This is a genomic window from Streptomyces sp. NPDC030862 (genome assembly GCF_055571835.1).
On the sequence record NZ_JBVIEN010000007.1, the window covers coordinates 117,194 to 138,303 of the forward strand.

Below are 21,110 nucleotides of genomic sequence, written 5' to 3' on the forward strand. Positions count from 1 at the left end.
GTTTGCCATCCCTCACCCGACAAAGGGGAAAAAGAAGACCACACACAAACAGAGAGAAAAGAAGCACACCGCGTGCCCCCTGCCCCCCGCCCCCCCCCGCTCCAGCGGGCGCTCACCACCCCGCTGCTCTACTTCTTCATCCTCGGCGACGTCCTCGGCGCCGGGGTGTACGTCCTGATCGGCCAGGTCGCCGCCGAGTCGGGCGGCGCCGTCTGGGTGCCGCTGACCGTCGCGCTCGCCCTGGCCCTGCTCACGGCGGCGTCGTACGCGGAACTCGCCACCAAGTACCCGCGCGCCGGTGGCGCCTCGCACTACGTCACCCGCGCCTACGGGCCCTTCGCCGGCTTCCTCGCGGGATTCTGCATGCTCGCCGCCGGTGTCGTCTCGGTCGCCGCACTGGCCCGGGGCTTCGCGGGCGACTACCTCGCCGCCTTCGCCACCGTCCCGGTCGCGCTGGTCGCCGTCCTGTTCCTGGCGGCCCTGGCCCTGCTCAACGCACGCGGCATCCGCGAGTCCACCCGCGCCAACGTCGTCGCCACGCTCATCGAGGTGAGCGGCCTGGTGATCATCATCGTGCTCGGCGCCTGGCTCCTGCTGCGCGGCGACGGCGATCCGGGCCGGCTCATCCGGCTGGGCACCGCCGAGAAGGGCGCGGCGTCGGCCGTCCTGAGCGGCGCGGTGCTGGCGTACTACTCCTTCGTCGGCTTCGAGACCTCCGTCAACGTCGCCGAGGAGACCCGCGACCCCCGCCGCTCCTACCCACGCGCCCTGTTCGGCGCGCTCGCCACGGCCGGCGGCGTGTACGTCCTCGTCGGCATCGCGGCGTCGGCCGCCGTCCCCACCAGCACCCTCGCGAAGTCCAGCGGCCCGCTCCTCGAAGTCGTCAGGGCGGCGGGCGGCGTGCCGCTGTGGCTGTTCAGCGCGATCGCGCTCGTCGCCGTCGCCAACGGCGCGCTGCTCACCGGCATCATGTCCTCGCGCCTCACGTACGGCATGGCCCGCGACGGGCTGCTGCCCGCCGCCCTCACGCGGGTGCTGCCCCGGCGGCGTACGCCGTGGGTGGCCATCGCGGCCACCACCGCGATGTCGATGCTGCTGGCGGTCACGGGCAGCGTCGAGACCCTCGCCGCCACGCTGGTGCTGCTCCTGCTGGTGGTGTTCTTCCTGGTCAACACCGCCGTCCTGGTCCTGCGCCGGGACACCGGCGGCACCCCGGGCCACTTCCGGGCGCCGGTCGTCCTGCCGGTCCTCGGCGCGGCCTCGTGCGTCCTGCTCGCCACCCGGATCGAGGCGCAGGTGTGGCTGCGCGGGCTCATCGTGCTCGCCGTCGGCCTGGTCCTGGGCGCGGCCGCGGCGCTCCGGCGACGGGCATCGGGCCGCCGGACGACGCCCGCGGGGAAGTTCTAGGTATCCCTGAGGGCGATGACCCCGAGCGTCAGCAGGCCGAGCACGATCCACCCGAACCAGAGCCAGCCGTTGCTGCCGAGCGCCACCGTGTACGCCGTGGTCAGCACCAGCGCGCCGATGGTGAGCGCTCCCATCGTCTTCGCGGGACTGGACGTGTGTCTGGACATGCGTGCCCTCCTCCAGACCTGGGCCGTGGGGCCGACGGGCCGTACGGCCATGGTCGCCCCACTGCCCCCCACAGCGCTACCGCCGCGCACGACCCGCCGGGAGGCGCCCCAGCGGCCCCCGCTACCGACCGCGCGCGTGCAGCGACGCCAGGTAGGCGTTGTACGCCTCCAGCTCCTTGCCGCCGTCCCGGTCGGCCGCCCGGTCCTTGCGGACCGCCTGCCGCTGCTCGGAGCGGTACCACTGGTACACCAGCGCGATCAGCACCAGCACGGAGGGGATCTCACTGAACGCCCAGGCGATGCCGCCCGCCGCGCTCTGGTCCGTGAGGGCGTCGATGCCGAGCGAGGCCGGCGGGTTCCGGTACGCGTCGACCATCGGCTCCGACGCCATCATCAGCGCGATCCCGAAGAAGGCGTGGAACGGCATGCCCGCGAACAGCTCCAGCATCCGCATCACGTAGCCCGGCCGGTGCGGGCCCGGGTCCACGCCCATGATCGGCCAGAAGAACACCAGGCCGACCGCGAGGAAGTGCACCATCATCGCGATGTGCCCCGGCTTCGAACCCATCAGGAAGTCGAACAGCGGCGTGAAGTACAGCCCGTACAGGCTCGCGATGAACAGCGGGATCGTGAACGCCGGGTGCGTGACGACCCGCAGGTAGCGGCTGTGCAGCAGGGCCAGCAGCAGCTCGCGCGGCCCCTTGCCGCCGCGCCGCGCCGCGACCGGCAGCGCGCGCAGCGCCAGCGTGACGGGCGCGCCGAGCAGCAGCAGGATCGGCGACAGCATGCTGATCACCATGTGCTGCACCATGTGCACGCTGAACATGACCATGCCGTAGTCGTTCAGCTTGGTGCACATCACCAGCGCCACGGTCAGCACACCGACGGTGAAGAACACGATCCGGCCGACCGGCCAGGAGTCGCCGCGCCTGCGCAGCCGGACGACGCCCCACCCGTACAGGCCGAGCACCAGCAGGCAGCCGACCAGGAAGAAGGTGTCCGGCGAGTACGCGAGCGCCCGCCCCAGCGTGAACGGCGGAAGGTCCATCGGCATGCCGTGCCCGCTGTGATGATCCATCCGCCGGCTCCTGATTCGTACGGGGTTGTCCGCTTGCGGGGACAAGACTAGAACCGCCCCCGGCCGCGTCTGCGACCGGGGGCGGTTCGTTCAGGTTTCATGTTCCCTGCGGGGGTCAGAGGACGGTCTCGGCCTCGTCGTACCGCTCGGCGGGCACCGTCTTCAGGGTCTCCACCGCCTGCGCCAGCGGCACCATCACGATGTCCGTGCCGCGCAGCGCGGTCAGCATGCCGAACTCGCCCCGGTGCGCCGCCTCCACCGCGTGCCAGCCGAAGCGGGTCGCGAGGACCCGGTCGTACGCCGTCGGCGTGCCGCCCCGCTGGACGTGGCCGAGGATCACCGCGCGCGCCTCCTTGCCGAGGCGCCGCTCCAGCTCACCCGCGAGCTGCTGGGCCACACCGGCGAACCGCTCGTGGCCGTAGATGTCCGTGCCGCCCTCGTCGAAGGCCATCGTGCCCTCACGCGGCTTGGCCCCCTCGGCCACCACCACGATCGCGAAGCGCTTGCCCGCGCGGAACCGCTCGCCGACCCGGGCGGTGAGCTCCTCGATGTCGAAGGGCCGCTCGGGGACGACGATGGCGTGGGCGCCGGCCGCCATGCCCGAGTGCAGCGCGATCCAGCCGGTGTGCCGGCCCATGACCTCGACGATCAGCACCCGCTGGTGCGACTCGGCGGTCGTCTTCAGCCGGTCCAGCGCCTCCGTGGCGACGCCGACGGCCGTGTCGAAACCGAAGGTGACGTCGGTCGACGCGATGTCGTTGTCGATGGTCTTCGGCACGCCGACGATGGGCAGCCCCGCCTGGGAGAGCAGGTTGGCGGCCTTGAGGGTGCCCTCGCCGCCGATGGGGATGATGGCGTCGAGACCGAGCTCGGCGACGTACCCCTTGGCGCGCTCGACACCGTCGACGAGGTGCGCCGGCTGGACGCGGGACGACCCGAGGATCGTGCCGCCGCGGGCCAGGATGCCGGCCACCGCGTCGAGGTCGAGCTTGCGGTAGTCGCACTCCAGGAGGCCCTTCCACCCGTCGTGGAAACCGATGACCTCGTCGCCGTGGTCGACGACGGCGCGGTGCACGACGGAACGGATGACGGCGTTCAGACCGGGGCAGTCGCCGCCGGAGGTGAGCACACCAATGCGCATAGCCCGAAATACCTTTGCAACGTGGGCCGACTCCCGGACCACGTCGTCCGGTTGGATCCCCGTCACCCTACCGGCGTTGGGTGACGGGGCCGAACCGTGCGTCCGTCCACTGGACGTTCTTCAGAGGAACAGACAATTGACCCCCCGCCAGACGAGCGGACGCCCGCTCAGGCGGGCTGGCTCGCCGCCGCGATCCGCTCGGCGCGCAGCGCCTCGTACCACCGGTCGTCGGTCGGCGGCAGCGCGTTCACATCGAGGGCCAGCTTCAGCAGCAGGTCCGCGATCTGCGGGTTGCGCGCCATGACCGGCCCGTGCATGTACGTCCCGAAGACGGTGTCGTTGTACGCGCCTTCGGTGCCGTCCCCGGTCCCGTTGCCCTTGCCGTACACGGTCCGGGCGAACGGGCGGGCCGTCGGGCCGAGGTGGGTGATGCCCTGGTGGTTCTCGAAGCCCGTCAGCTGGGGCAGGCCCAGGCGCGGGTCGATGTCGGCCAGCACGTCGCCGACGCACCGCTCGCCCTCGCCGCGCGTCGAGATGACGTCGATGAGGCCGAGGCCGGGCTCGCGCTCGCCCAGGTCGTTGATGAACTCGTGGCCGAGGATCTGGTACCCGGCGCACACCGAGAAGATGATGGCGCCGTTCTCGGCGGCGCGGTTCAGCCCGCCGTCACGCCGCAGCCGCTCGGCCGCGAGCCGCTGCGGCCGGTCCTCACCGCCGCCGATCAGGTAGATGTCACCGGACGTCGGGATGGGCTGGTCGCTGCGGACGTCCACCCGGTGCACGTCCAGGCCGCGCTGCCGGGCGCGGCGCTCCACCACCAGCGCGTTGCCCTGGTCTCCGTACGTGCTGAGCAGGTCCGGGTAGACCCACACCAGCCGCAGACTGCTGTCGCTCATGCTCATGTCCTTCGAGGCTCTCGATCGCTCGTGCTCAGTTGCCGACGCGGCGGCGTACGTCCTGGAACGCGGTGTAGTTCGCGATGAGCTCGATCCGGCCGGGCGGAGCCAGCTGGACGGCCTCGTCGATGGTGTCGCACACCCGGAAGTCCAGGCCGGCGACGTCCAGGCGCACCGCCAGGTCGAGGCGGCGGTCGCCGATCACGAAGATCGGGTGCCCGGCGAGCCTCGGGTAGTCGACGTCCCAGAGCCAGGACGTGTCGGTGCCGTCGGCGCCGCGGGCGTTGACGGCCAGGATGACCGGCGTCGGCGGCGCGTCGATCAGCGAAAACGTTTCGAGCCAGCCCGCGGGGTTCTTCGCGAGCAGCAGCCGCAGGTCCCGGCCGAGGAACGACACCACGTCGTACCGTCCGGCCACCGCCTGCACCTGGTACATGCGCTCCAGCGCCACCTGCGGCGGTACGCCGAAGACCGCGGCGACCGCGGCCGACGTGGCGGCGTTCGCCTTGTTGGCGCGACCGGGCAGCTGGAGGTGGATCGGCCAGGCCGAGCCGTGCGGGTCGAGCACGTGGTCGCCGCTCAGCGCCCAGCTGGGGGCGGGGCGGCGGAAGCCGCACTCGCCGCAGAACCAGTCGTCGCCCGGGCGCTGCATGACACCGCCGCAGGCGGGGCACGACCAGGCGTCGTCCTTCCACTCCTGACCGGCGGCCACCCACACCACGTTGGCGGAGGACGACGCCGCCCACACCACCAGCGGGTCGTCGGCGTTGGCGATCACGACCGCCTTCGAGCCGGCCAGCCCCTCGCGCCACTTCTCCGCCAGCATGCGGGTCTCCGCGGCGCGGTCCAGCTGGTCGCGCGAGAGGTTGAGCAGCGCGACCGCCTTCGGCTCGGTGTCGCGCGCGACACCGGCCAGGTACTTCTCGTCGACCTCGATGACGCCGTACTTGGCGTCCGAGCCGCCGGCCAGCGCGGAGGTGATGCCCGCGGGCATGTTCGCGCCGAGCGCGTTCGAGACGACCGGGCCGCTGGCGCGCAGGGCCTCGGCGATCAGCCGGGTCGTGGTCGTCTTGCCGTTGGTCGCCGACACCAGGACGACGTCCAGGTGCTGCGCCAGCCGCCCCAGCAGGTCGGGGTCGAGCTTGAGCGCCACCTTGCCGCCGATCACCGATCCGCTGCCGCGTCCCGCAGCACGCGACACCGCCGCTGCGGCCTTTCCTGCCGTCACGGCCAGCTTGGCGCGCGGCGACAGCGGCTCCGTGTTGCCTGCCATCGTCCTTGTTCCTCCTAGCGTGGGTCCGGGCTCAGCCTATCGAGATCCGCCCGGGCGCCCGAACCGCGCCACCTGCCGAAACGGTCGGGCGACGGCCGAACCTATGCGGAAACCGCGCGGAAACCACGCGGAACGTACGCTGACGCCATGCGAAACCGCCCGATCCCCGGCAGTTCCGGTCGCGTACGAGCCATGACACTGCTCGGCGAACCGGTGCTGCACACGCCCTGCGAGCCCGTCACCGACTTCGGCCCCGAGCTGTCCCGGCTCGTCGAGGACATGTTCGCGACGATGTACGCCGCCGAGGGCGTCGGCCTCGCGGCGAACCAGGTCGGTGTCGGTTTGCGGGTGTTCGTCTACGACTGCCCGGATGACGACGATGTCCGGCACCTCGGCCATGTCGTCAACCCGCGGCTGGTCGAGGCGGACGGGGTGACGGTCCGCGGCCCGGAGGGCTGCCTCTCGCTGCCGGGCCTGGAGGCGGGCACGGAGCGCTACGACCACGCGGTGGTGGAGGGCGTGGACCGGCTCGGCGCGCCGGTGCGGGTGGAGGGCACGGGCTTCTTCGCCCGGTGCCTGCAGCACGAGTGCGACCACCTGGAGGGCATGGTGTACCCCGACCGCCTCACCGGCTGGCGCCGGGCCCGCACCCTGCGCGCGGTGCGCCGGGCGCCGTGGTCGCGGGAGCGCTGACGCGTGGGGCCCGCTGCGCGGGGCTGTTCCCCACCCCGCCCCTTCCCGAACTGGGGCTTCGCCCCAGACCCCGTACGCGCTGCGCGCGTGTCCTCAAACGCCGGACGGGCTGACATTCAGCCCCGCGCAGCGGGCCGCCCCTAGAACCCCGGGCCGCCCTCGCGGTCGTCGACCTCCGCCAGGCGGCCCCACAGCAGGTCCGCCAGCCCCCGCACCAACTCCTCCCGCGAACACGGCCGTTCGCCGAGCCACCAGTCACCCGCCGCGTGCATCATGCCGACGATGCCGTGGCCCCACACCCGCGCCAGCGCCTCACTGCCCGGGCCCAGGTCTATGCGCTCCGCGATGACCTCCGCGAGCTCCTCGCCCATGCGGCGCAGCAGCGGCGCCGAGTGGCGGCCGACGTCGAAGCCCTGCTCCGGCGTCTGGCCGGACTCCTCCGCCGGGTGCATCAGGAAGCGGTATACCTGCGGGCGCGCCTCGATCGCGGCGAGGTAGGTGTCGAGCGTCGCCTCCACCCGCCGGCGCCGGTCGGCCGGCGCGTCCAGCGCGGCGCGCAGCGCGGCCAGCAGGGCGTCCGTGTGGCGCTTGGCGAGGGCGCGGTACAGGCCGCCCTTGTCGCCGAAGTGGCGGTAGAGGATCGGCTTGGTGATGCCCGCCTCCGCGGCGATGGCGTTCATCGACGCCTGGGGCCCGTCGCGGAGCACCACGCGGTCGGCGGCCTCGAGCAGTTCGCGTCGCCGCTGGTCGGCCGACCGCTGCTGGTCGGTCCGGTGTGTGGTGTCCATAGTGCTTCTCCCCGCCCGTGCGATGTCCTGAGGCTTTGCGCAACGTAACACCCACCCGCGCGCCGCTGCCGGTTGACAGCGGCTACTTACCGGTAACAGACTGCGGTTACCGTTAGTAACACCCTGGGAGGGAACATGGCCGCCGAGTTCACGCTCGACCTCAACGACGACCAGAAGCAGGTCCGTGACTGGCTGCACGGTTTCGCCGAGAACGTGATGCGCCCGGCGGCGGCCGAGTGGGACGAGCGTGAGGAGACCCCCTGGCCGATCATCCAGGAGGCGGCCAAGGTCGGCATCTACTCCCTCGACTTCTATGCCCAGCAGTTTTTCGACCCCACCGGCCTCGGCATCCCGATGGCGATGGAGGAGCTCTTCTGGGGCGACGCGGGCATCGCCCTGTCCATCGTCGGCACCGGCCTCGCGGCCGTCGGCGTCCTCGCCAACGGCACCGAGGAGCAGATCGGCACCTGGATACCGCAGATGTACGGCGACGCCGACGACGTCAAGGTCGCCGCCTTCTGCTCCTCCGAACCCGACGCCGGCTCGGACGTCGCCTCGATGCGTACCCGCGCCGTCTACGACGAGGCCGCGGACGAGTGGGTCCTCGACGGCACCAAGACCTGGGCCACCAACGGTGGCATCGCCAACGTCCACGTCGTCGTCGCCGTCGTCGACCCCGAGCTCGGCTCCAAGGGCCACGCGTCCTTCATCGTCCCGCCGAACACCCCCGGCCTCTCCCAGGGCCAGAAGTTCAAGAAGCACGGCATCCGCGCGTCCCACACCGCCGAGGTCGTCCTCGACGGCGTACGCGTCCCCGGCTCCTGCCTCCTCGGAGGCAAGGAGAAGCTGGACGAGCGCCTCGCCCGCGCCCGTGAGAAGGCCAGGCAGGCGGCCGGCAAGGACGGGGGCGAGCGCCTGAAGAACGCCGCCATGGCCACCTTCGAGGCCTCCCGCCCCGCCGTCGGCGCCATGGCCGTCGGCACCGCCCGCGCCGCGTACGAAGTGGCGCTCGACTACGCCAAGACCCGCGAGCAGTTCGGCCGCCCGATCATCGACAACCAGGGCGTCGCCTTCCAGCTCGCCGACATGCGCACCCAGATCGACGCCGCCCGCCTCCTGGTGTGGCGCGCCTCCTGGATGGCCACCACCGGCAAGCCGTTCACCTCCGCCGAGGGCTCCATGTCCAAGCTGTACGCCAGCGAGGTCGCCAAGAAGGTCACGGCCCAGGCCGTCCAGATCCTCGGCGGCAACGGCTACACCCGCGAGTACCCGGTGGAGCGCATGCACCGCGACGCGGCGATCTACACGATCTTCGAGGGCACCAGCGAGATCCAGCGCCTGGTCATCGCCCGCACGCTGTCGGGCATGCCGATCCGCTGACGGACCGCACACGTCACCGCCCCCTCCGCCCCGCCGAACTGATATCCGGTTAGACTCGCCGGGCTCGGCGCACGGTACGAGGGGGATCGCACATGGAACGCCTGCGTCAGGATGATCCGGTGCGGATCGGCCCCTACCTGGTGCTCGGAGCACTCGACCCCGAGACCGCCCGGCCGACCGTCCCGGAACGCCGCTACCTCGCGCGCAGCACCTCGGGGGACGACACCGTCCTCCTCGCCGTCCCCCGAGCCGACGCCGACCCGGACCGCTGGTGGGCCGAGGCCGAGAACGCGCGCCGCCACACCGCGCCCGGGCTGCTGGGCGTCACCTGGACCGGCCGGGACGGCCGACTCCCGTGGCGCGCCGCCCCGTACGTGCCCGCGCTTGCGCTGCCCGCGGCACTCGACGCCCACGGCGGTCCGCTGCCGGAGCCGGCCGTCCGCTCCCTGGGCGCCGCCCTCGCCCGGACGCTGGCCACCCTCCACGACCAGGGGGTCGCCCATGCCGAGCTCTCCCCGTCCGCCGTGCTCATCACCGCCGAGGGCGTACGCCTGACCGCTTTCGGAGCCGTACGCGCGGCCGCGCCCGACGGCGAACGGCGCTGGGGCCTGCCCGGCCTGGAGCCCGGCAGCCTGGCGCCGGAGCAGGCCTCCGGCGGCCGGCCCCGCCCGCCTGGCGACCTGTACGGCCTGGGCGCGGTCCTGGCGTACGCGAGCACCGGGCACACCGTGCCCGAGAACGCCGAACTCCCCTCGTCGCTACGGGGGCTGATCGCGGCCTGCCTCGCCCGTGACCCCGCCGGCCGGCCGACCGCCCACCAGGTGTACGCCGCCCTCGCGTCGCCCGGACCGTCCGCCTCCCCGGCGGATCCCGTGCCCACGGTCCTCGACACGGCGGGCCACCTGACGCCCCTGCCCGCCCGGGTGGTCGTGACCCTCGCCCGCCAGGCGGCGGAGGTGCTCGCCGCCGAAACCACCACCCCCTCCACGGCGGGCGGGTCCGCCGCGGCCGTCACCGTGACCGCCGCCCCCGCCCCCGCCCCGCCCGCGACCGCCCTGGACTGACGCACCGTATGTTCTCGCCGCTCACGCACGACGACCCGCGCCAACTCGGCGCCTACCGCCTCATCGCCCGCCTGGGCGGCGGCGGCATGGGCACCGTCTACCTCGCACGCTCCCTCAACGGCCGCACCGCGGCCCTCAAGACGGTGCACGCCCACATCGCCGGCGACCCCGCCTTCCGTACCCGCTTCCGCCTCGAAGTCGACGCGGCGCGCGTCATCGGGGGCGTCCACGGCGCCCGCGTCTTCGACGCCGACCCGCTGGCCACGACGCCGTGGATGGCGACGGAGTACCTGCTGGGACCGCCCCTCGACGAAGCCGTCGCCTCCTTCGGCCCCCTCCCCGAACCGGCGGTCCGCGCGCTCGGCGCCGGACTGTGCCGGGCGCTGGCCCGGCTGCACGCCTCGGAAGTGGTCCACCGCGACCTCAAGCCGTCCAACATCATGGTCACCGCCGAAGGCCCCAAGGTCATCGACCTCGGCATCGCGCGGGCGATCGGCGACGCCCACCTGACCCGTACGGGCGCGGCCGCCGGCACCCCGGCCTTCATGTCCCCCGAGCAGGCCACCGGCCGGGAACACACCCCGGCGGGCGACGTGTTCGCCCTGGCGAGCGTCCTCGTCCACGCCGCCACGGGCCACGGCCCCTTCGGCACCGGGCAGCCCGCCGACGTCCTCTACCGCGTGCGGTACGCAGAACCGGACCTGTCCGGCGTCCCCGAAGCCCTGCTCCCCGCCCTCACCCACTGCCTCGCCAAGGACCCCGCCCAGCGCCCCTCCACCATGGAGCTGGCCGCCCGACTCGGTACCGAGCCGGAGTACTTCGCCGAGTGCCTCCCCGCACCGCTCCTCATGGAGATCGCCCGCCGCTCGGCGGCGGTCTGGCGCGTGCGCCCCACGCGCCTGCCACCCCCGGCGTACGAGACCGTCGCCGCCACCGTCACCGCCCCGGCCCCCGCGCCGGGCCGTGGAACCGGCCTCTCCCGCCGCAGACTCCTCGCGCTGAGCGGCGGCTCCGTCGCGGGCCTCGCCGCGGCGGGAGCCGGCGCGTGGGCCTGGCTGGGGAGCCGGGGGGACGAGGGGAGCGGCGGGAGCGCCGCGCCGAAGCCGGCGGACACCGCCGCGTCCGGGCCCCGCTGGGAGCTGCTCTGGCAGGTCGAGGCCCGGAGCAGCCCCGATCTCCTGCCGCCCGCGGCGATCCTCCTCAAGGACCTGATCATCGCCCCGTACGAGGGCAGCTCCCTCCAGGGCCTGGACCCGCGCACCGGTAAGGTCCGCTGGGCGAACGAGCCGTCGGTGCTCCCGCACCGCGTGGCCGCCGACGGCGAGCACGTCCACGCCCTGGAATTCGTCTCCGAGGGCGAGCCACTGCGCGTCGCCACCGTCGACCCCGCGACGGGCGAACTGACGGACCCGCTCGCGGGACCCACGGACCTGAGCGGCGTGCCCCTCGGTACGCAACTGCTGTGCGCCGGGCGCGGCGCCGTGTACGTGGCCGCCTGCCGCGGCCCCCAGTCCGTGCGGGAGTTCCGCAAGGACCAGGCGTGGTTCCTCGCGGCCCTCGACAGCCGTACGGGCCGCAAGCTCTGGGCCGACCCGCTCCCCGCGCGGTCCAACGCCACCGAGCGCTTCCACTTCCTCGCCGCCGAGGTCAGAGGCGAACTCCTCGTGCTCGTACAGCAGTCGGAGCAGGGCGACCTGAGCCTGGTCGTGCGCGACGCCGGCACCGGGAAGGCGCGCTGGAGCACCCCGCTCGACGGCCCCGGAGCGCCCTTCACCCGCGCCGTCCTCACCGTGGACGACCAGCACGTCTACCCGGCGACCGGACGCCTCCAGGCGCTCGATCTCAGGAGCGGCGACGTGGTCTGGCGCCACGAGGGAGGGGCGCCGGGGGCCCTGTTCGGGCCGCCCACCGTGAAGAACGGCGTCGCGTACGCCGTCGAGGGCGGGCGCGGCCTGGTCGCGGTCACCGCCGCCGACGGGAAGGCGCTGTGGGCGCAGAAGGGCCGTCAGACCGCGGAGACGGAGCTCGCCTACGCGCCCGTCGTCGGCCGCGACGCCGTCTACAGCCCTTCGCCGTCCGGGCTGCTGGCCGCCGACCTCCGTACGGGCGCCTCGAAGGGCACGGTCAAGGCCGCCCCGGCCCGCTACTACACCCATGAATCCGCCCAGCGGCTCATCGCCGTGGGCCCGTCCTCCGTAGCCGGATACCCGCTGCGATGAACCACGGAGAGTACTGATCACCGCCATGAACCCGCTGGAATTCGGAGATCCGGTCCGCCTCGGCCCGTACCGCCTGCTCGGTGTGCTGGGGGCGGGCGGCATGGGCAAGGTCTACGTCGGCCAGGACGGTGAGGGCCGGGCCGCCGCGGTCAAGGTGCTGCACCCCCACCTGTCCCACGACGAGAACCTCGCCCAGCGGTTCGTCCGCGAGGCGCGGATGGCGCAGGCGGTCACCGGCCCCGGCGTGGCCAGGGTCCTCGACGCGCGGACGGAGGGCGGGCGCCCGTGGATCGCGAGCGAGTTCCTCACCGGCCCGACGCTGGAGCAGGCGGTCCGCGCGTACGGACCGCTCGACGAGCCCGCCGTGCGCGCCCTCGCCGAAGCGCTCGCGCGCACCCTGCACGACATCCACGCCGCCGGTCTCGTCCACCGCGACCTCAAGCCGGCGAACATCGTGCTGACGTCGGGCGGCCCCCGCGTCATCGACTTCGGCATCGCCCGCCCCGAACACGGCCTCACCCTCACCACCACCGGGCAGGTCCCGGTCACACCCGGCTTCGGCGCGCCCGAGCAGGTCCTGGGGCACCGGGTCGGCCCGCCCGCCGACGTCTTCTCGCTCGGCGCGGTCCTCGTCCACGCGGCGAGCGGGCAGCGGGCGTACGAGGGCGCCAACATCGCCGCCGTCCAGTACGAGGTCGTCCACGGCGCCCCGCGCCTGGACCGCGTGCCGCCCGCCCTGCGGCCGCTGATCGAGCCCTGTCTCGCCAAGGACCCCGCGGCGCGGCCCACCCCCCAGCAGCTCGTCGGCATGGCCGCCGCGCCGCGCGGGGCGGACCGCGTGTGGCGGCACGGCCCGATCGCCCAGGACATCACCACACGCGAGCACGGCCTGCGGACGCTCACCGCGACGGCCCCGGGCACCGCCACGGAGGCACCGCGCTCCGTGTCGCGCCGCCGTCTCCTGACGACGGCCGCGGCGGGCGGCGCCGTCCTCGCGGCGGGAGGCGCGGCGGCGGTCTGGTGGAGCACGAGGCCCCGCCGCACCGACGAGCTCTTCGACATCCCGCCCGCCGTGAAGGCGCCCCCGGGCCGGCTGCTGGACGCCAAGAAGGGGGACTTCGTCTTCGGGCAGTCGCCCGAGCCTCTCTGGACGCTCAAGGACGTCCTCGCCGAGGACTCCCCGGGGCCCCTCCCGGCCGGGGACGTCGTGGTGGCCGGCACCTCGGACGGCGGCATCACGGCGTACGGCGTCGTCGACGGCAAGCGCCGCTGGACCGCGCCCGAGGCCAGGGCCGAGCGCCGCTACGTGTCGCTCTCCGACCGGCTGGTCGCGGGGATCGGCGCGGACGGCACGCTGCTGACCTTCGTCGCCTCCACCGGCCGGCCGAAGTGGACGGCGCCGGCCGAGGCGTCCTCGATCCTGGGCGCGGACGACGACGCGGTGTACGTGGCCACCGAGGACGACCGGGTGCGTGCCGTCGGCCGCTCCGACGGCCGCGTCCGCTGGACCGTGCGCCTCGGCACCGCCCTCGGGCGGCAGGCCGAGCCCCGCGGCACGGTGTCCGAGGGCCATCTGGCCGTCACCACCAAGGCCGGTGACGTCACCGTCCTCGACACCGGCGACGGCCGCACGGTCTGGAAGGTGGGCCAGGAGTCCGACGAGCGGGTGGAGACCCTGGCGTCGGGCCGTACGCTCTTCCTCTCGGGCCACCGCTTCCGGGCCGTGGACATCACCACCGGCAAGCAGCAGTGGATCGCGGACCTCTCGCGGCAGGACGGCACGCCGATGCGCTGGGGGCCGCCGGCGCTGCACGGCGGCCATGTCTACGTGGCCGCGCTGGGATCCCCGTTGCGCTTCGACGTCCGCACGGGCAAGACCGTCACCTGGGCCTGGGGCCTCCTCCTGGAGGGGCACCCCCGCACCCCGCTGGTCCTCCAGGGCAACGGCTTCTGGATGTTCGAGATCGACGGGACCAGGACGGAGGCCGGGGTGGCGGTCCGCCACCGCGAGGACACCACCGGGACGATCTGGGGCTTCCGCGGCCTGCGGAAGCCCGATCGCTGCTGGATGGTGGGCGACGCCCACCGCGTCTTCGTGCGCGACAGCACGACGCTCACCGCGCTGCCGGTCTTCTGACGCGGAGAACCCCGGGAGGGGCATTCCCTCCCGGGGTTCTCCCGGCGGTGTCACTTCACCGAACCCGCCATCACCCCCTGCACGAAGTGCCGCTGGAAGGCGAAGAAGACGACCACCGGCACCACCAGCGACAGGAACGCCCCCGGCGCCAGCACGTCGATGTTGGAGCCGAACTGCCGCACCTGCGACTGCAGTTCCACCGTCAGCGGCTGCGACGAGGAGTCGGCGAAGAGCAGCGCCACCAGCATGTCGTTCCACACCCACAGGAACTGGAAGATCGCCAGGCTCGCGAGGGCCGGGCGGCCCACCGGAAGGACGAGCCGGGTGAAGATGCGCCACTCGCCGCCGCCGTCCATCCGCGCCGCCTCCAGCATCTCGCGCGGGATGTCGGCGAAGTAGTTGCGCAGCAGGAAGATCGCGAACGGCAGTCCGTACGCCACGTGAAACAGCACCACGCCCGGGATCGTGCCGAACAGCCCCAGCTGCCCGAAGAGCTTCGCCACCGGCAGCAGGCCCACCTGCACCGGCACCACCAGCAGGGCCACCACCAGCAGGAAGATCCAGTCCCGGCCCGGGAACTCCAGCCAGGCGAAGGCGTAACCGGCCAGCGCCGCCACCACCACGACCAGCACGGTCGTCGGGACCGAGATCAGCACGGTGTTCCAGAAGGCCCGGGTGATGCCCGCGTTGTCCAGCAGCGTCGCGTAGTTGGCCAGCGACAGCTGCCCCGGCTCGGCCAGCGCCGTCCACCAGCCGCTCGACGCGCTGTCCCGCGCCGAGCGCAGCGACGACAGCAGCAGCCCGGCGACCGGGGTGATCCAGATGAGGCCCACCAGGGCCAGGAACGCCTGCACCAGGCTGCTGCCCAGCCACCGGCGCAGCCTGCCGCCGCCCCGAGCCGGTGCCGGTACGGTGTTCGCGCTCATGACTGACTCCTCCGGAAACGGCGGACGTTGAACACCATCGCCGGGATCACCAGCAGCAGGAGCAGCACGCCCAGTGCGCTGCCGAGTCCCTGGTCGTTGCCGCCGCCGAAGGACACCAGCCACATCTGGGTGGCCAGCACGGTGGCGTCCTCCTGCACCGGGCCCGGCGCGATGATGTAGATCAGGTCGAAGACCTTCATCACATTGATCACGAGCGTCACGAAGACCACCGTCAGCACGGGCGCCAGCAGCGGCACGGTGATCCGCCGGAACACCTGCCACTCGTTGGCGCCGTCCATCCGCGCCGCCTCCAGGCAGTCGCGCGGCAGCGACGACAGCCCGGCGCCGATCAGCACCATGGCGAAGCCCGTCCAGATCCACAGGTACGCGCCGATGATCGCCGGCGTGACGAGCGCCGGGCCGAGCCAGGAGACGCCCTCGTACGGCGGCGCGAAGTTCGCCGCGGGCAGCCGCACGGTGTACGCGCCCGGCCCGAGGTCCGCGAGGCGGAAGGAGCCGTCGGCCGCCGTGGTCGCGGTGGCGACGGCCTTGCCGTCCCGTACCGCCTCGACCGTCATCCCCGGCAGGCCCCGCTCGGCGGCGTCCACCACGCCCGGGCGCCCCCCGCCGCCGGGTGTGAAGTCCAGGTAGACGGTGCCGCGCACCTCGCGAGGGCCCGGCTCGGGCCCCGCGGCCGCGGCCTTCGCCTCCGCCGGCAGTTCCTTGGGCGGTACGCCGACGAGGCCGAGCGCCACGGTCGCGCCGGGCGACACCGGTTCGGCGGTGCGGTACGAGCCGTCCGGCGCCCGGTCCAGGCCCTCGCCCTCCCGGGGCCGGGCCTTCGGGTAGGAGGAGGAGTCCTCGAACACGCCGTGCACCCCGACCACCGCCGCGTTGAGCACGCCCTTGTCGGGGTCCTCCTCGTACGCCAGCCGGAAGATGATGCCCGCCGCCAGGAAGGAGACCGCCATCGGCATGAACAGCAGCAGCTTGAAGGCGGTGGCCCAGCGGACCTTCTCCACCAGCACGGCGAGCATCAGGCCGAGCCCGGTCAGCAGCGTCGGCGCGACGACCACCCAGATCGCGCTGTTGCGCAGGGCGGTGAGCGTCGCCGGGTCACGGAACATCTCGGCGTAGTTGCCGCCGCCGACGAACCGGGTGCCGGACGCGTCGAAGAAGCTGCGCCCGACCGAGAAGACCACGGGGTAGACGACCAGCGCGCCGAGCAGCAGCAGCGCGGGCAGGACGAACACCACGGCGATGGTCCGGCGGCGCCGCCGGGCGCGGGCCCGGCCGTCCGCGGGCCGGGGCGCGCCCGGCCCGCTCTTGGCGACGGGCGGGGGAGGGGCGGTGAGTGTGGTCATGACCCTCGCCTCAGCCCTTGTTCGGCTTGTACGCCTTGGCCGCCGCGGCCTCCAGCGCCGCCGCCGTGGCCGCCGGGTCCTTCGGGTCGCGCAGGAAGTCCTGCAGCAGCTTCCACTCGCCCGCGCCCTTCGTGCCGCCGAACGCCGCCGGGGCCTGGTCCGACATGTCGAAGCGCACCGAATCCCCGGCCGCGATCAGCGACTTGGCGGTCTCGCGCAGCGTGTCGTCCCCGTACGAGGCGAGGTCCAGCTCCTTGTTGGGGGAGAGGAAGCCGCCCGCCCCGGCCCACGCGGCGGCCGCCTCCGGTGTCGCGAGGAACTCCAGGAACGCCATGGCGGCCTTCTGGTTCTTGCCGTCCTTCAGGACGACGGCCGCGTCGCCGCCGCTGACCACCGGCGCCTTGCCGCCCGCGACCGCCGGGAAGGGGAAGAACCGCGCGTCCTCGCCGATCCTCCTCCCGAACTGGTCCTTGGCGATCCCGGCGACGAAGTCGCCCTCGTACACCATCCCGGCCTCCGGCTCCGGGCCGAAGACCTTCTCGACGGAGCCGGGGAAGTCGGTGGCGAGCGCGCCCTTCTGCCCGCCCGCGATCAGCTTCTTGTCGGAGAAGAGCGCGCCGAGCGTGGTGAGCGCCTTGACGACCGTGGGGTCGGTCCACTTGATCTCGTGCCGGGCGAGCTGGTCGTACTTCTCGGGGCCCGCCTGGGAGAGGTAGACGTTCTCGAACCAGTCGGTGAGCGTCCAGCCGTCCTCACCGGCGACCGCGAAGGCCGGCAGACCCGAGTCGGAGACCGCCTGCCCCGCCTTCAGCATCTCCTCGTACGTCTTCGGGGGCGTGACGCCCGCCTGCTCCAAGGCTTCCGGGCTGTACCAGACGGTCGACTTGTGGGCGGCCTTGAAGTACAGGCCGTAGAGCTTGCCGTCGACGGAGCCGTACTCCTTCCAGACCGGCGCGTAGTTGGCGTCGACGGCCTTCACGGTGGCCGGGGAGAGCGGCGTCAGCCACTTCTCCTCGGCGAACTGCCGCAACACGCCCACCTGGGGGACCATCACCACGTCGGGGGCGTTGCCGCCCTCGATCTTGCTGCCGACGACGGTGGAGACGTTGTCGCCGGTCGAGGTGAACTGCGTCTTCGCGCCGGTCTTCGCGGTGAAGGCGTCCAGCACCTTCTGGAAGTTCTTCTGCTCGGCGCCCGACCACACACCGGCCACGTTGAGGGTCTGGCCGCTGAGCTCCTTGCTCCCTCCCCCCGCGCTGACCGGGCCGCCGCCGCAGGCGGTCGCGCCCAGCGCCAGGGTGAGGGTGAGGGCCGAGCAGCGGGCGAGCGCTGTCCGTCGTCGCGTCATCTCTGTGATCCCTTCGGGGTGGTGGTGTGGTCGTCGCTGATCCACCAGGCGGCGGTGGAGCCGGGCAGGGAGCCGTCCGGGCAGATGCCGCTGGACAGCAGGGGGGCGCCGGCGACCGGGGCGGCCACCGGGGCGGTGGTGAAGTTCACGGCGCAGACCAAGCCGTCGCCGCGTACGAAGGCGAGGACGCCGGGCGGCGTGTCGTCCAGCCAGCGCAGGGAGCCCTCGCCCAACTGCGGCAGCCCGCGCCGCAGTTGCAGGCCCTCGCGGTACAGGTGCCAGAAGGAGCGGGTGTCCGCCAGCGCCCGCTCGGTGGCGTGCTCGGCGAACCAGCCCGGCTGCGGCAGCCACGGCCGCGCCCCCTCGGCGCCGGTGGAGAAGCCGAACGGCGAGGCGTGCCCCGACCAGGGCAGCGGCACGCGGCAGCCGTCGCGGATCCGGGCCCGGCTGCCGGTGCGCCGGAAGATCGGGTCGGTGAGCACCTCGTCCGGCAGGTCCACGACCTCCGGCAGGCCCAGCTCCTCGCCCTGGTAGATGTACGCGGCACCCGGCAGCGCCAGCATCAGCAGCGCCGCCGCCCGTGCCCGGGCGGCGCCCAGGCCGCTGCCCTCGGTGCCGGACTCGCCGTAGCGGGTGACGGTGCGCACCTGGTCGTGGTTGTTGAGCACCCAGGTGACGGTGGAGCCGGTGCCCGCGATGTCGCGGATCGCCTCGTCGATGACCTTGCGGAAGGTGTCGGCGTCCCAGGGCGCGCTCAGCAGGTCGAAGAAGAACGCCTGGTGCAGCTCGTCGGGGCGGACGTACTTGGCGTGCTCGCGGGCGGTGGGTACGGAGACCTCGCCGACCAGCAGCCGCTCGCGGCCGTCGCGGGCGGTGTACTCCTCGCACACCGCGCGCCAGGCGCGCCACACGTCGTGCACCTCGGGCTGGTTCCAGGCGAGCGGGTTGACCGAGTCGCGGGTGCGGGCGTCGGCCTCGGGGTCGGGGGAGTCGGGCAGCTCGGGGTGCTTGAAGAGCCCGGCGGCCACGTCGATGCGGAAGCCGTCGACGCCCCGGTCCAGCCAGAAGCGCAGGACGTCGTCGAAGTGCGCGGGCACCTCGGGGTTGCGCCAGTTCAGGTCCGGCTGCTCGGGCGTGAACATGTGCAGGTACCACTGGCCCGGCGTGCCGTCCGCCTCGACCACCCGGCTCCAGGCCGGGCCGCCGAACATGGCGTGCCAGTTGTTGGGCGGTACGTCGCCGTCCGGGCCGCGCCCCTCGGCGAAGTGGAAGCGGGCGCGGGCCTCGCTGCCGGGGCCGGAGGCGAGCGCCTCGCGGAACCAGGCGTGCTCGCTGGAGCAGTGGTTGGGGACGATGTCGAGGAGCACCTTGACGTCGAGGCGGTGAGCGGCGGCGACCAGCCGCTCGAACTCGTCGAGGTCGCCGAAGACCGGGTCCACGTCGCAGTAGTCGGCGACGTCGTAGCCGTGGTCGGCTTGCGGTGACGGGTAGAAGGGGCTCAGCCAGATGCCGTCGACGCCGAGCTTCTTGAGGTACGGCAGGCCGGCCCGGACCCCGGCGAGGTCGCCGATCCCGTCGCCGGTGCTGTCCAGGAAGCTGCGGACGTACACCTGGTAGATCACCGCGTCGCGCCACCAGTGGCGGCTGCTGAGGGCTGTGAGCATCACCCGTTGACCTGTTTCTTCGTGAAGGGGTGCACGCCACCCAGAGCGGGTAGCGGTTATGCATGCATGTTAGGTATCCAGGTCGAGGGAGTGTCAATGAACGTGCGGCAAACAGCAGGAAGTTGGGGGTGTATATACCGATTTGCCCCTCCTGGAAGGGAGGGGCATGGTGGGCGGCGATACCTAACAGGTATGTAGAAGGTCCGGCGGTGCCGTCAGCGGCGGCGGGCGATCGCCGCCAGCTCGCCGGCCAGCCGCCGCACCGCCGCCTCGGGCGACTGGTGCTGCGCCATCACGTCGTTCGCCACCGCCTGTACCGCGAGGCTCACCTGCTCGTAGTGCGGGCTCTTCGGGCGCGGCGCCGCCGCGAGCACGCTCGCCCGCAGCGTCGGCAGGTACGGGAACTCCCGCACCAGCGCCGGATCCCGGTACAGCTCCGCCCGCACCGGCGGCAGCGCGCCCTCCGTCAGGACACGGCGCTGCACCTCCTCGCCGGTCAGGTACGCGATGAGGTCGCGCGCCGACCGGGGGTGGCGCGCCTGGGTGCTCACCGCCAGATTGGAGCCGCCCAGCACGCTCGTGCCCGGCCCGTCGGGCCCCGGCAGCGGCACCGCGCCGAACCTCCCCGCCACCTTCGACCCCGCGCCGGAGGCGCCGGCGTACGCGTACGGCCAGTTCCGCAGGAACAGCAGCCTGCCGTCCTGGAAGGCCTGCCGGGACTCCTCCTCCTTGTACGCCAGGGCCTCGCGCGGGATCCAGCCGTCGCGCACCCCGCGCGCGAGGAAGCCGAGCCCGGCGCGGGCCGCGGCGGAGTCCACGGTGACCCGCTCGCCCTCGTCGCCGAGGATCGTGCCGCCCGCCGAGTACACCGCCTCGGCGGCGTTGACCGTGAGCCCCTCGTACGGCAGGAACTGTCCCGCGTACCCGCCCACGCCGAACCTCGGCGCGAGGGTCCGCGCCTGCCGCTCCAGCTCCGCCCAGGTGCGCGGCGGGCGGACGCCCGCCCGCTCCAGGAGGTCCTTGCGGTAGAAGAGCATCCCGGCGTTGGTGACGTACGGGACGGCGTACAGCTTCCCCTCGTACGTCGCCGTGTCCACCACGGGCGGCAGGAAGCTCTTCAGCGGGAAGCGGTCGCGCTCCAGCGGCGCGATCCACCCGGCCGCGGCGAACTCGGAGGTCGAGGCGACGTCGATGTTGAGGACGTCGAAGCGGCCCCCGCCCGGGCGCAGGTCCGTGATCATCTGCGCGCGGGTCTCGTCGGCGGAGTCCGGCAGCTCGACGAGCGTGACCCGCTCGCCGGGGTGGTCGCGGTTCCAGCCCTCCAGCACGGGGCCGAGATAGCCCGTGAGATCCCCGGCCGTGGCCAGCGTGAGGGGCCCGCGCCCGTCGCCGCGCACCCCGGCCGCCCGCTCGCCGCTCGCGGGCGCGGCCGAGGCCACGTACCCGCTCAGGACGACGGCGACCGCGAGGAGCCCCCTACCGGCGGCGCGCATCCACCGCATAGGTTCCTCCTTGAGCACGGCGCCGTACACCTTCGTCCGGCGTCAGGGCATGTATACCCGTTA

The 21,110-nt window shown here is 73.2% G+C and carries 17 protein-coding genes; 6 read left to right on the top strand and 11 right to left on the bottom strand.

Translation table 11 applies throughout. The features are described 5' to 3' along the window. The first annotated feature begins 72 nt into the window (after window positions 1-72). Window positions 73-1,407, top strand: a complete 1,335-nt coding sequence (locus tag ACZ42X_RS19975) for an APC family permease (RefSeq protein ID WP_468291544.1) — start codon at window positions 73-75, stop codon at window positions 1,405-1,407. On the opposite strand, the gene ACZ42X_RS19980 is transcribed toward ACZ42X_RS19975, so the two are convergent. From ACZ42X_RS19980 to ACZ42X_RS20000, 5 genes are all read right to left on the bottom strand, one after another. Beyond that, window positions 1,404-1,574 (bottom strand): hypothetical protein, encoded by a 171-nt coding sequence (locus ACZ42X_RS19980; protein ID WP_468291547.1) that lies wholly within the window; start codon window positions 1,572-1,574, stop codon window positions 1,404-1,406. The two genes, ACZ42X_RS19975 and ACZ42X_RS19980, sit on opposite strands and share 4 nt — an antisense overlap. A 121-nt stretch (window positions 1,575-1,695) precedes the next feature. Then, window positions 1,696-2,652, bottom strand: coding sequence for a cytochrome c oxidase assembly protein (locus tag ACZ42X_RS19985; protein WP_468291550.1), 957 nt, complete (start codon window positions 2,650-2,652; stop codon window positions 1,696-1,698). A gap of 115 nt (window positions 2,653-2,767) precedes the next feature. Then, window positions 2,768-3,793: a 6-phosphofructokinase gene (locus ACZ42X_RS19990; protein WP_468291553.1), complete on the bottom strand. Its 1,026-nt coding sequence runs from the start codon at window positions 3,791-3,793 to the stop codon at window positions 2,768-2,770. Between the two features lie 167 nt (window positions 3,794-3,960). Beyond that, a complete protein-coding gene (locus ACZ42X_RS19995; protein WP_361420350.1) occupies window positions 3,961-4,689 on the bottom strand; it encodes a type 1 glutamine amidotransferase in 729 nt (242 codons plus the stop codon). Between the two features lie 34 nt (window positions 4,690-4,723). Further along, complete coding sequence (locus ACZ42X_RS20000) at window positions 4,724-5,962, bottom strand: Mur ligase family protein (RefSeq protein ID WP_361420347.1); 1,239 nt, start codon at window positions 5,960-5,962, stop codon at window positions 4,724-4,726. A gap of 147 nt (window positions 5,963-6,109) precedes the next feature. Here ACZ42X_RS20000 and def point away from each other — a divergent pair, with 147 nt between their 5' ends. Further along, entirely contained in the window at window positions 6,110-6,655 is a 546-nt protein-coding gene (gene def / locus ACZ42X_RS20005; RefSeq protein ID WP_468291557.1) for a peptide deformylase, read from the top strand. 140 nt (window positions 6,656-6,795) lie between these two features. Here def and ACZ42X_RS20010 read toward each other — a convergent pair whose 3' ends face one another. Beyond that, window positions 6,796-7,443 carry a TetR/AcrR family transcriptional regulator gene (locus ACZ42X_RS20010; RefSeq protein ID WP_468291560.1) on the bottom strand — a complete coding sequence of 216 codons (648 nt, stop codon included), beginning with the start codon at window positions 7,441-7,443 and terminating at the stop codon, window positions 6,796-6,798. Between the two features lie 135 nt (window positions 7,444-7,578). Between ACZ42X_RS20010 and ACZ42X_RS20015 the strand changes: the two genes are divergently transcribed. The 4 genes from ACZ42X_RS20015 to ACZ42X_RS20030 all read left to right on the top strand — a co-directional run bounded on the left by ACZ42X_RS20015 (window position 7,579) and on the right by ACZ42X_RS20030 (window position 14,243). Beyond that, window positions 7,579-8,823 carry an acyl-CoA dehydrogenase family protein gene (locus ACZ42X_RS20015; protein WP_468291563.1) on the top strand — a complete coding sequence of 415 codons (1,245 nt, stop codon included), beginning with the start codon at window positions 7,579-7,581 and terminating at the stop codon, window positions 8,821-8,823. Window positions 8,824-8,915: 92 nt separating this feature from the next. Further along, on the top strand, window positions 8,916-9,887 hold the full coding sequence (locus tag ACZ42X_RS20020) for a protein kinase family protein (protein ID WP_468291566.1): 972 nt from the start codon (window positions 8,916-8,918) through the stop codon (window positions 9,885-9,887). An 8-nt stretch (window positions 9,888-9,895) separates the two neighbouring features. Beyond that, window positions 9,896-12,106: a protein kinase domain-containing protein gene (locus ACZ42X_RS20025; RefSeq protein WP_468291569.1), complete on the top strand. Its 2,211-nt coding sequence runs from the start codon at window positions 9,896-9,898 to the stop codon at window positions 12,104-12,106. A 25-nt stretch (window positions 12,107-12,131) separates the two neighbouring features. Then, a complete protein-coding gene (locus ACZ42X_RS20030) occupies window positions 12,132-14,243 on the top strand; it encodes a serine/threonine-protein kinase (RefSeq protein WP_468291572.1) in 2,112 nt (703 codons plus the stop codon). A gap of 50 nt (window positions 14,244-14,293) precedes the next feature. On the opposite strand, the gene ACZ42X_RS20035 is transcribed toward ACZ42X_RS20030, so the two are convergent. From ACZ42X_RS20035 to ACZ42X_RS20055, 5 genes are all read right to left on the bottom strand, one after another. Beyond that, entirely contained in the window at window positions 14,294-15,169 is an 876-nt protein-coding gene (locus ACZ42X_RS20035; RefSeq protein ID WP_468291575.1) for a carbohydrate ABC transporter permease, read from the bottom strand. Further along, complete coding sequence (locus tag ACZ42X_RS20040; protein ID WP_468291578.1) at window positions 15,166-16,533, bottom strand: carbohydrate ABC transporter permease; 1,368 nt, start codon at window positions 16,531-16,533, stop codon at window positions 15,166-15,168. Before ACZ42X_RS20040 ends, ACZ42X_RS20035 begins: the two co-directional genes overlap by 4 nt. A gap of 10 nt (window positions 16,534-16,543) precedes the next feature. Beyond that, the gene (locus ACZ42X_RS20045; protein WP_468291581.1) at window positions 16,544-17,881 is read right to left on the bottom strand and encodes an ABC transporter substrate-binding protein; all 1,338 of its coding nucleotides are present in this window, start codon (window positions 17,879-17,881) and stop codon (window positions 16,544-16,546) included. Beyond that, window positions 17,878-19,545: a glycoside hydrolase family 13 protein gene (locus ACZ42X_RS20050; RefSeq protein WP_468291584.1), complete on the bottom strand. Its 1,668-nt coding sequence runs from the start codon at window positions 19,543-19,545 to the stop codon at window positions 17,878-17,880. The genes ACZ42X_RS20045 and ACZ42X_RS20050 overlap by 4 nt, the downstream gene beginning before the upstream one ends. 215 nt (window positions 19,546-19,760) lie before the next feature. After that, window positions 19,761-21,047: an ABC transporter substrate-binding protein gene (locus ACZ42X_RS20055; RefSeq protein ID WP_468291587.1), complete on the bottom strand. Its 1,287-nt coding sequence runs from the start codon at window positions 21,045-21,047 to the stop codon at window positions 19,761-19,763. Window positions 21,048-21,110 lie beyond the last annotated feature (63 nt).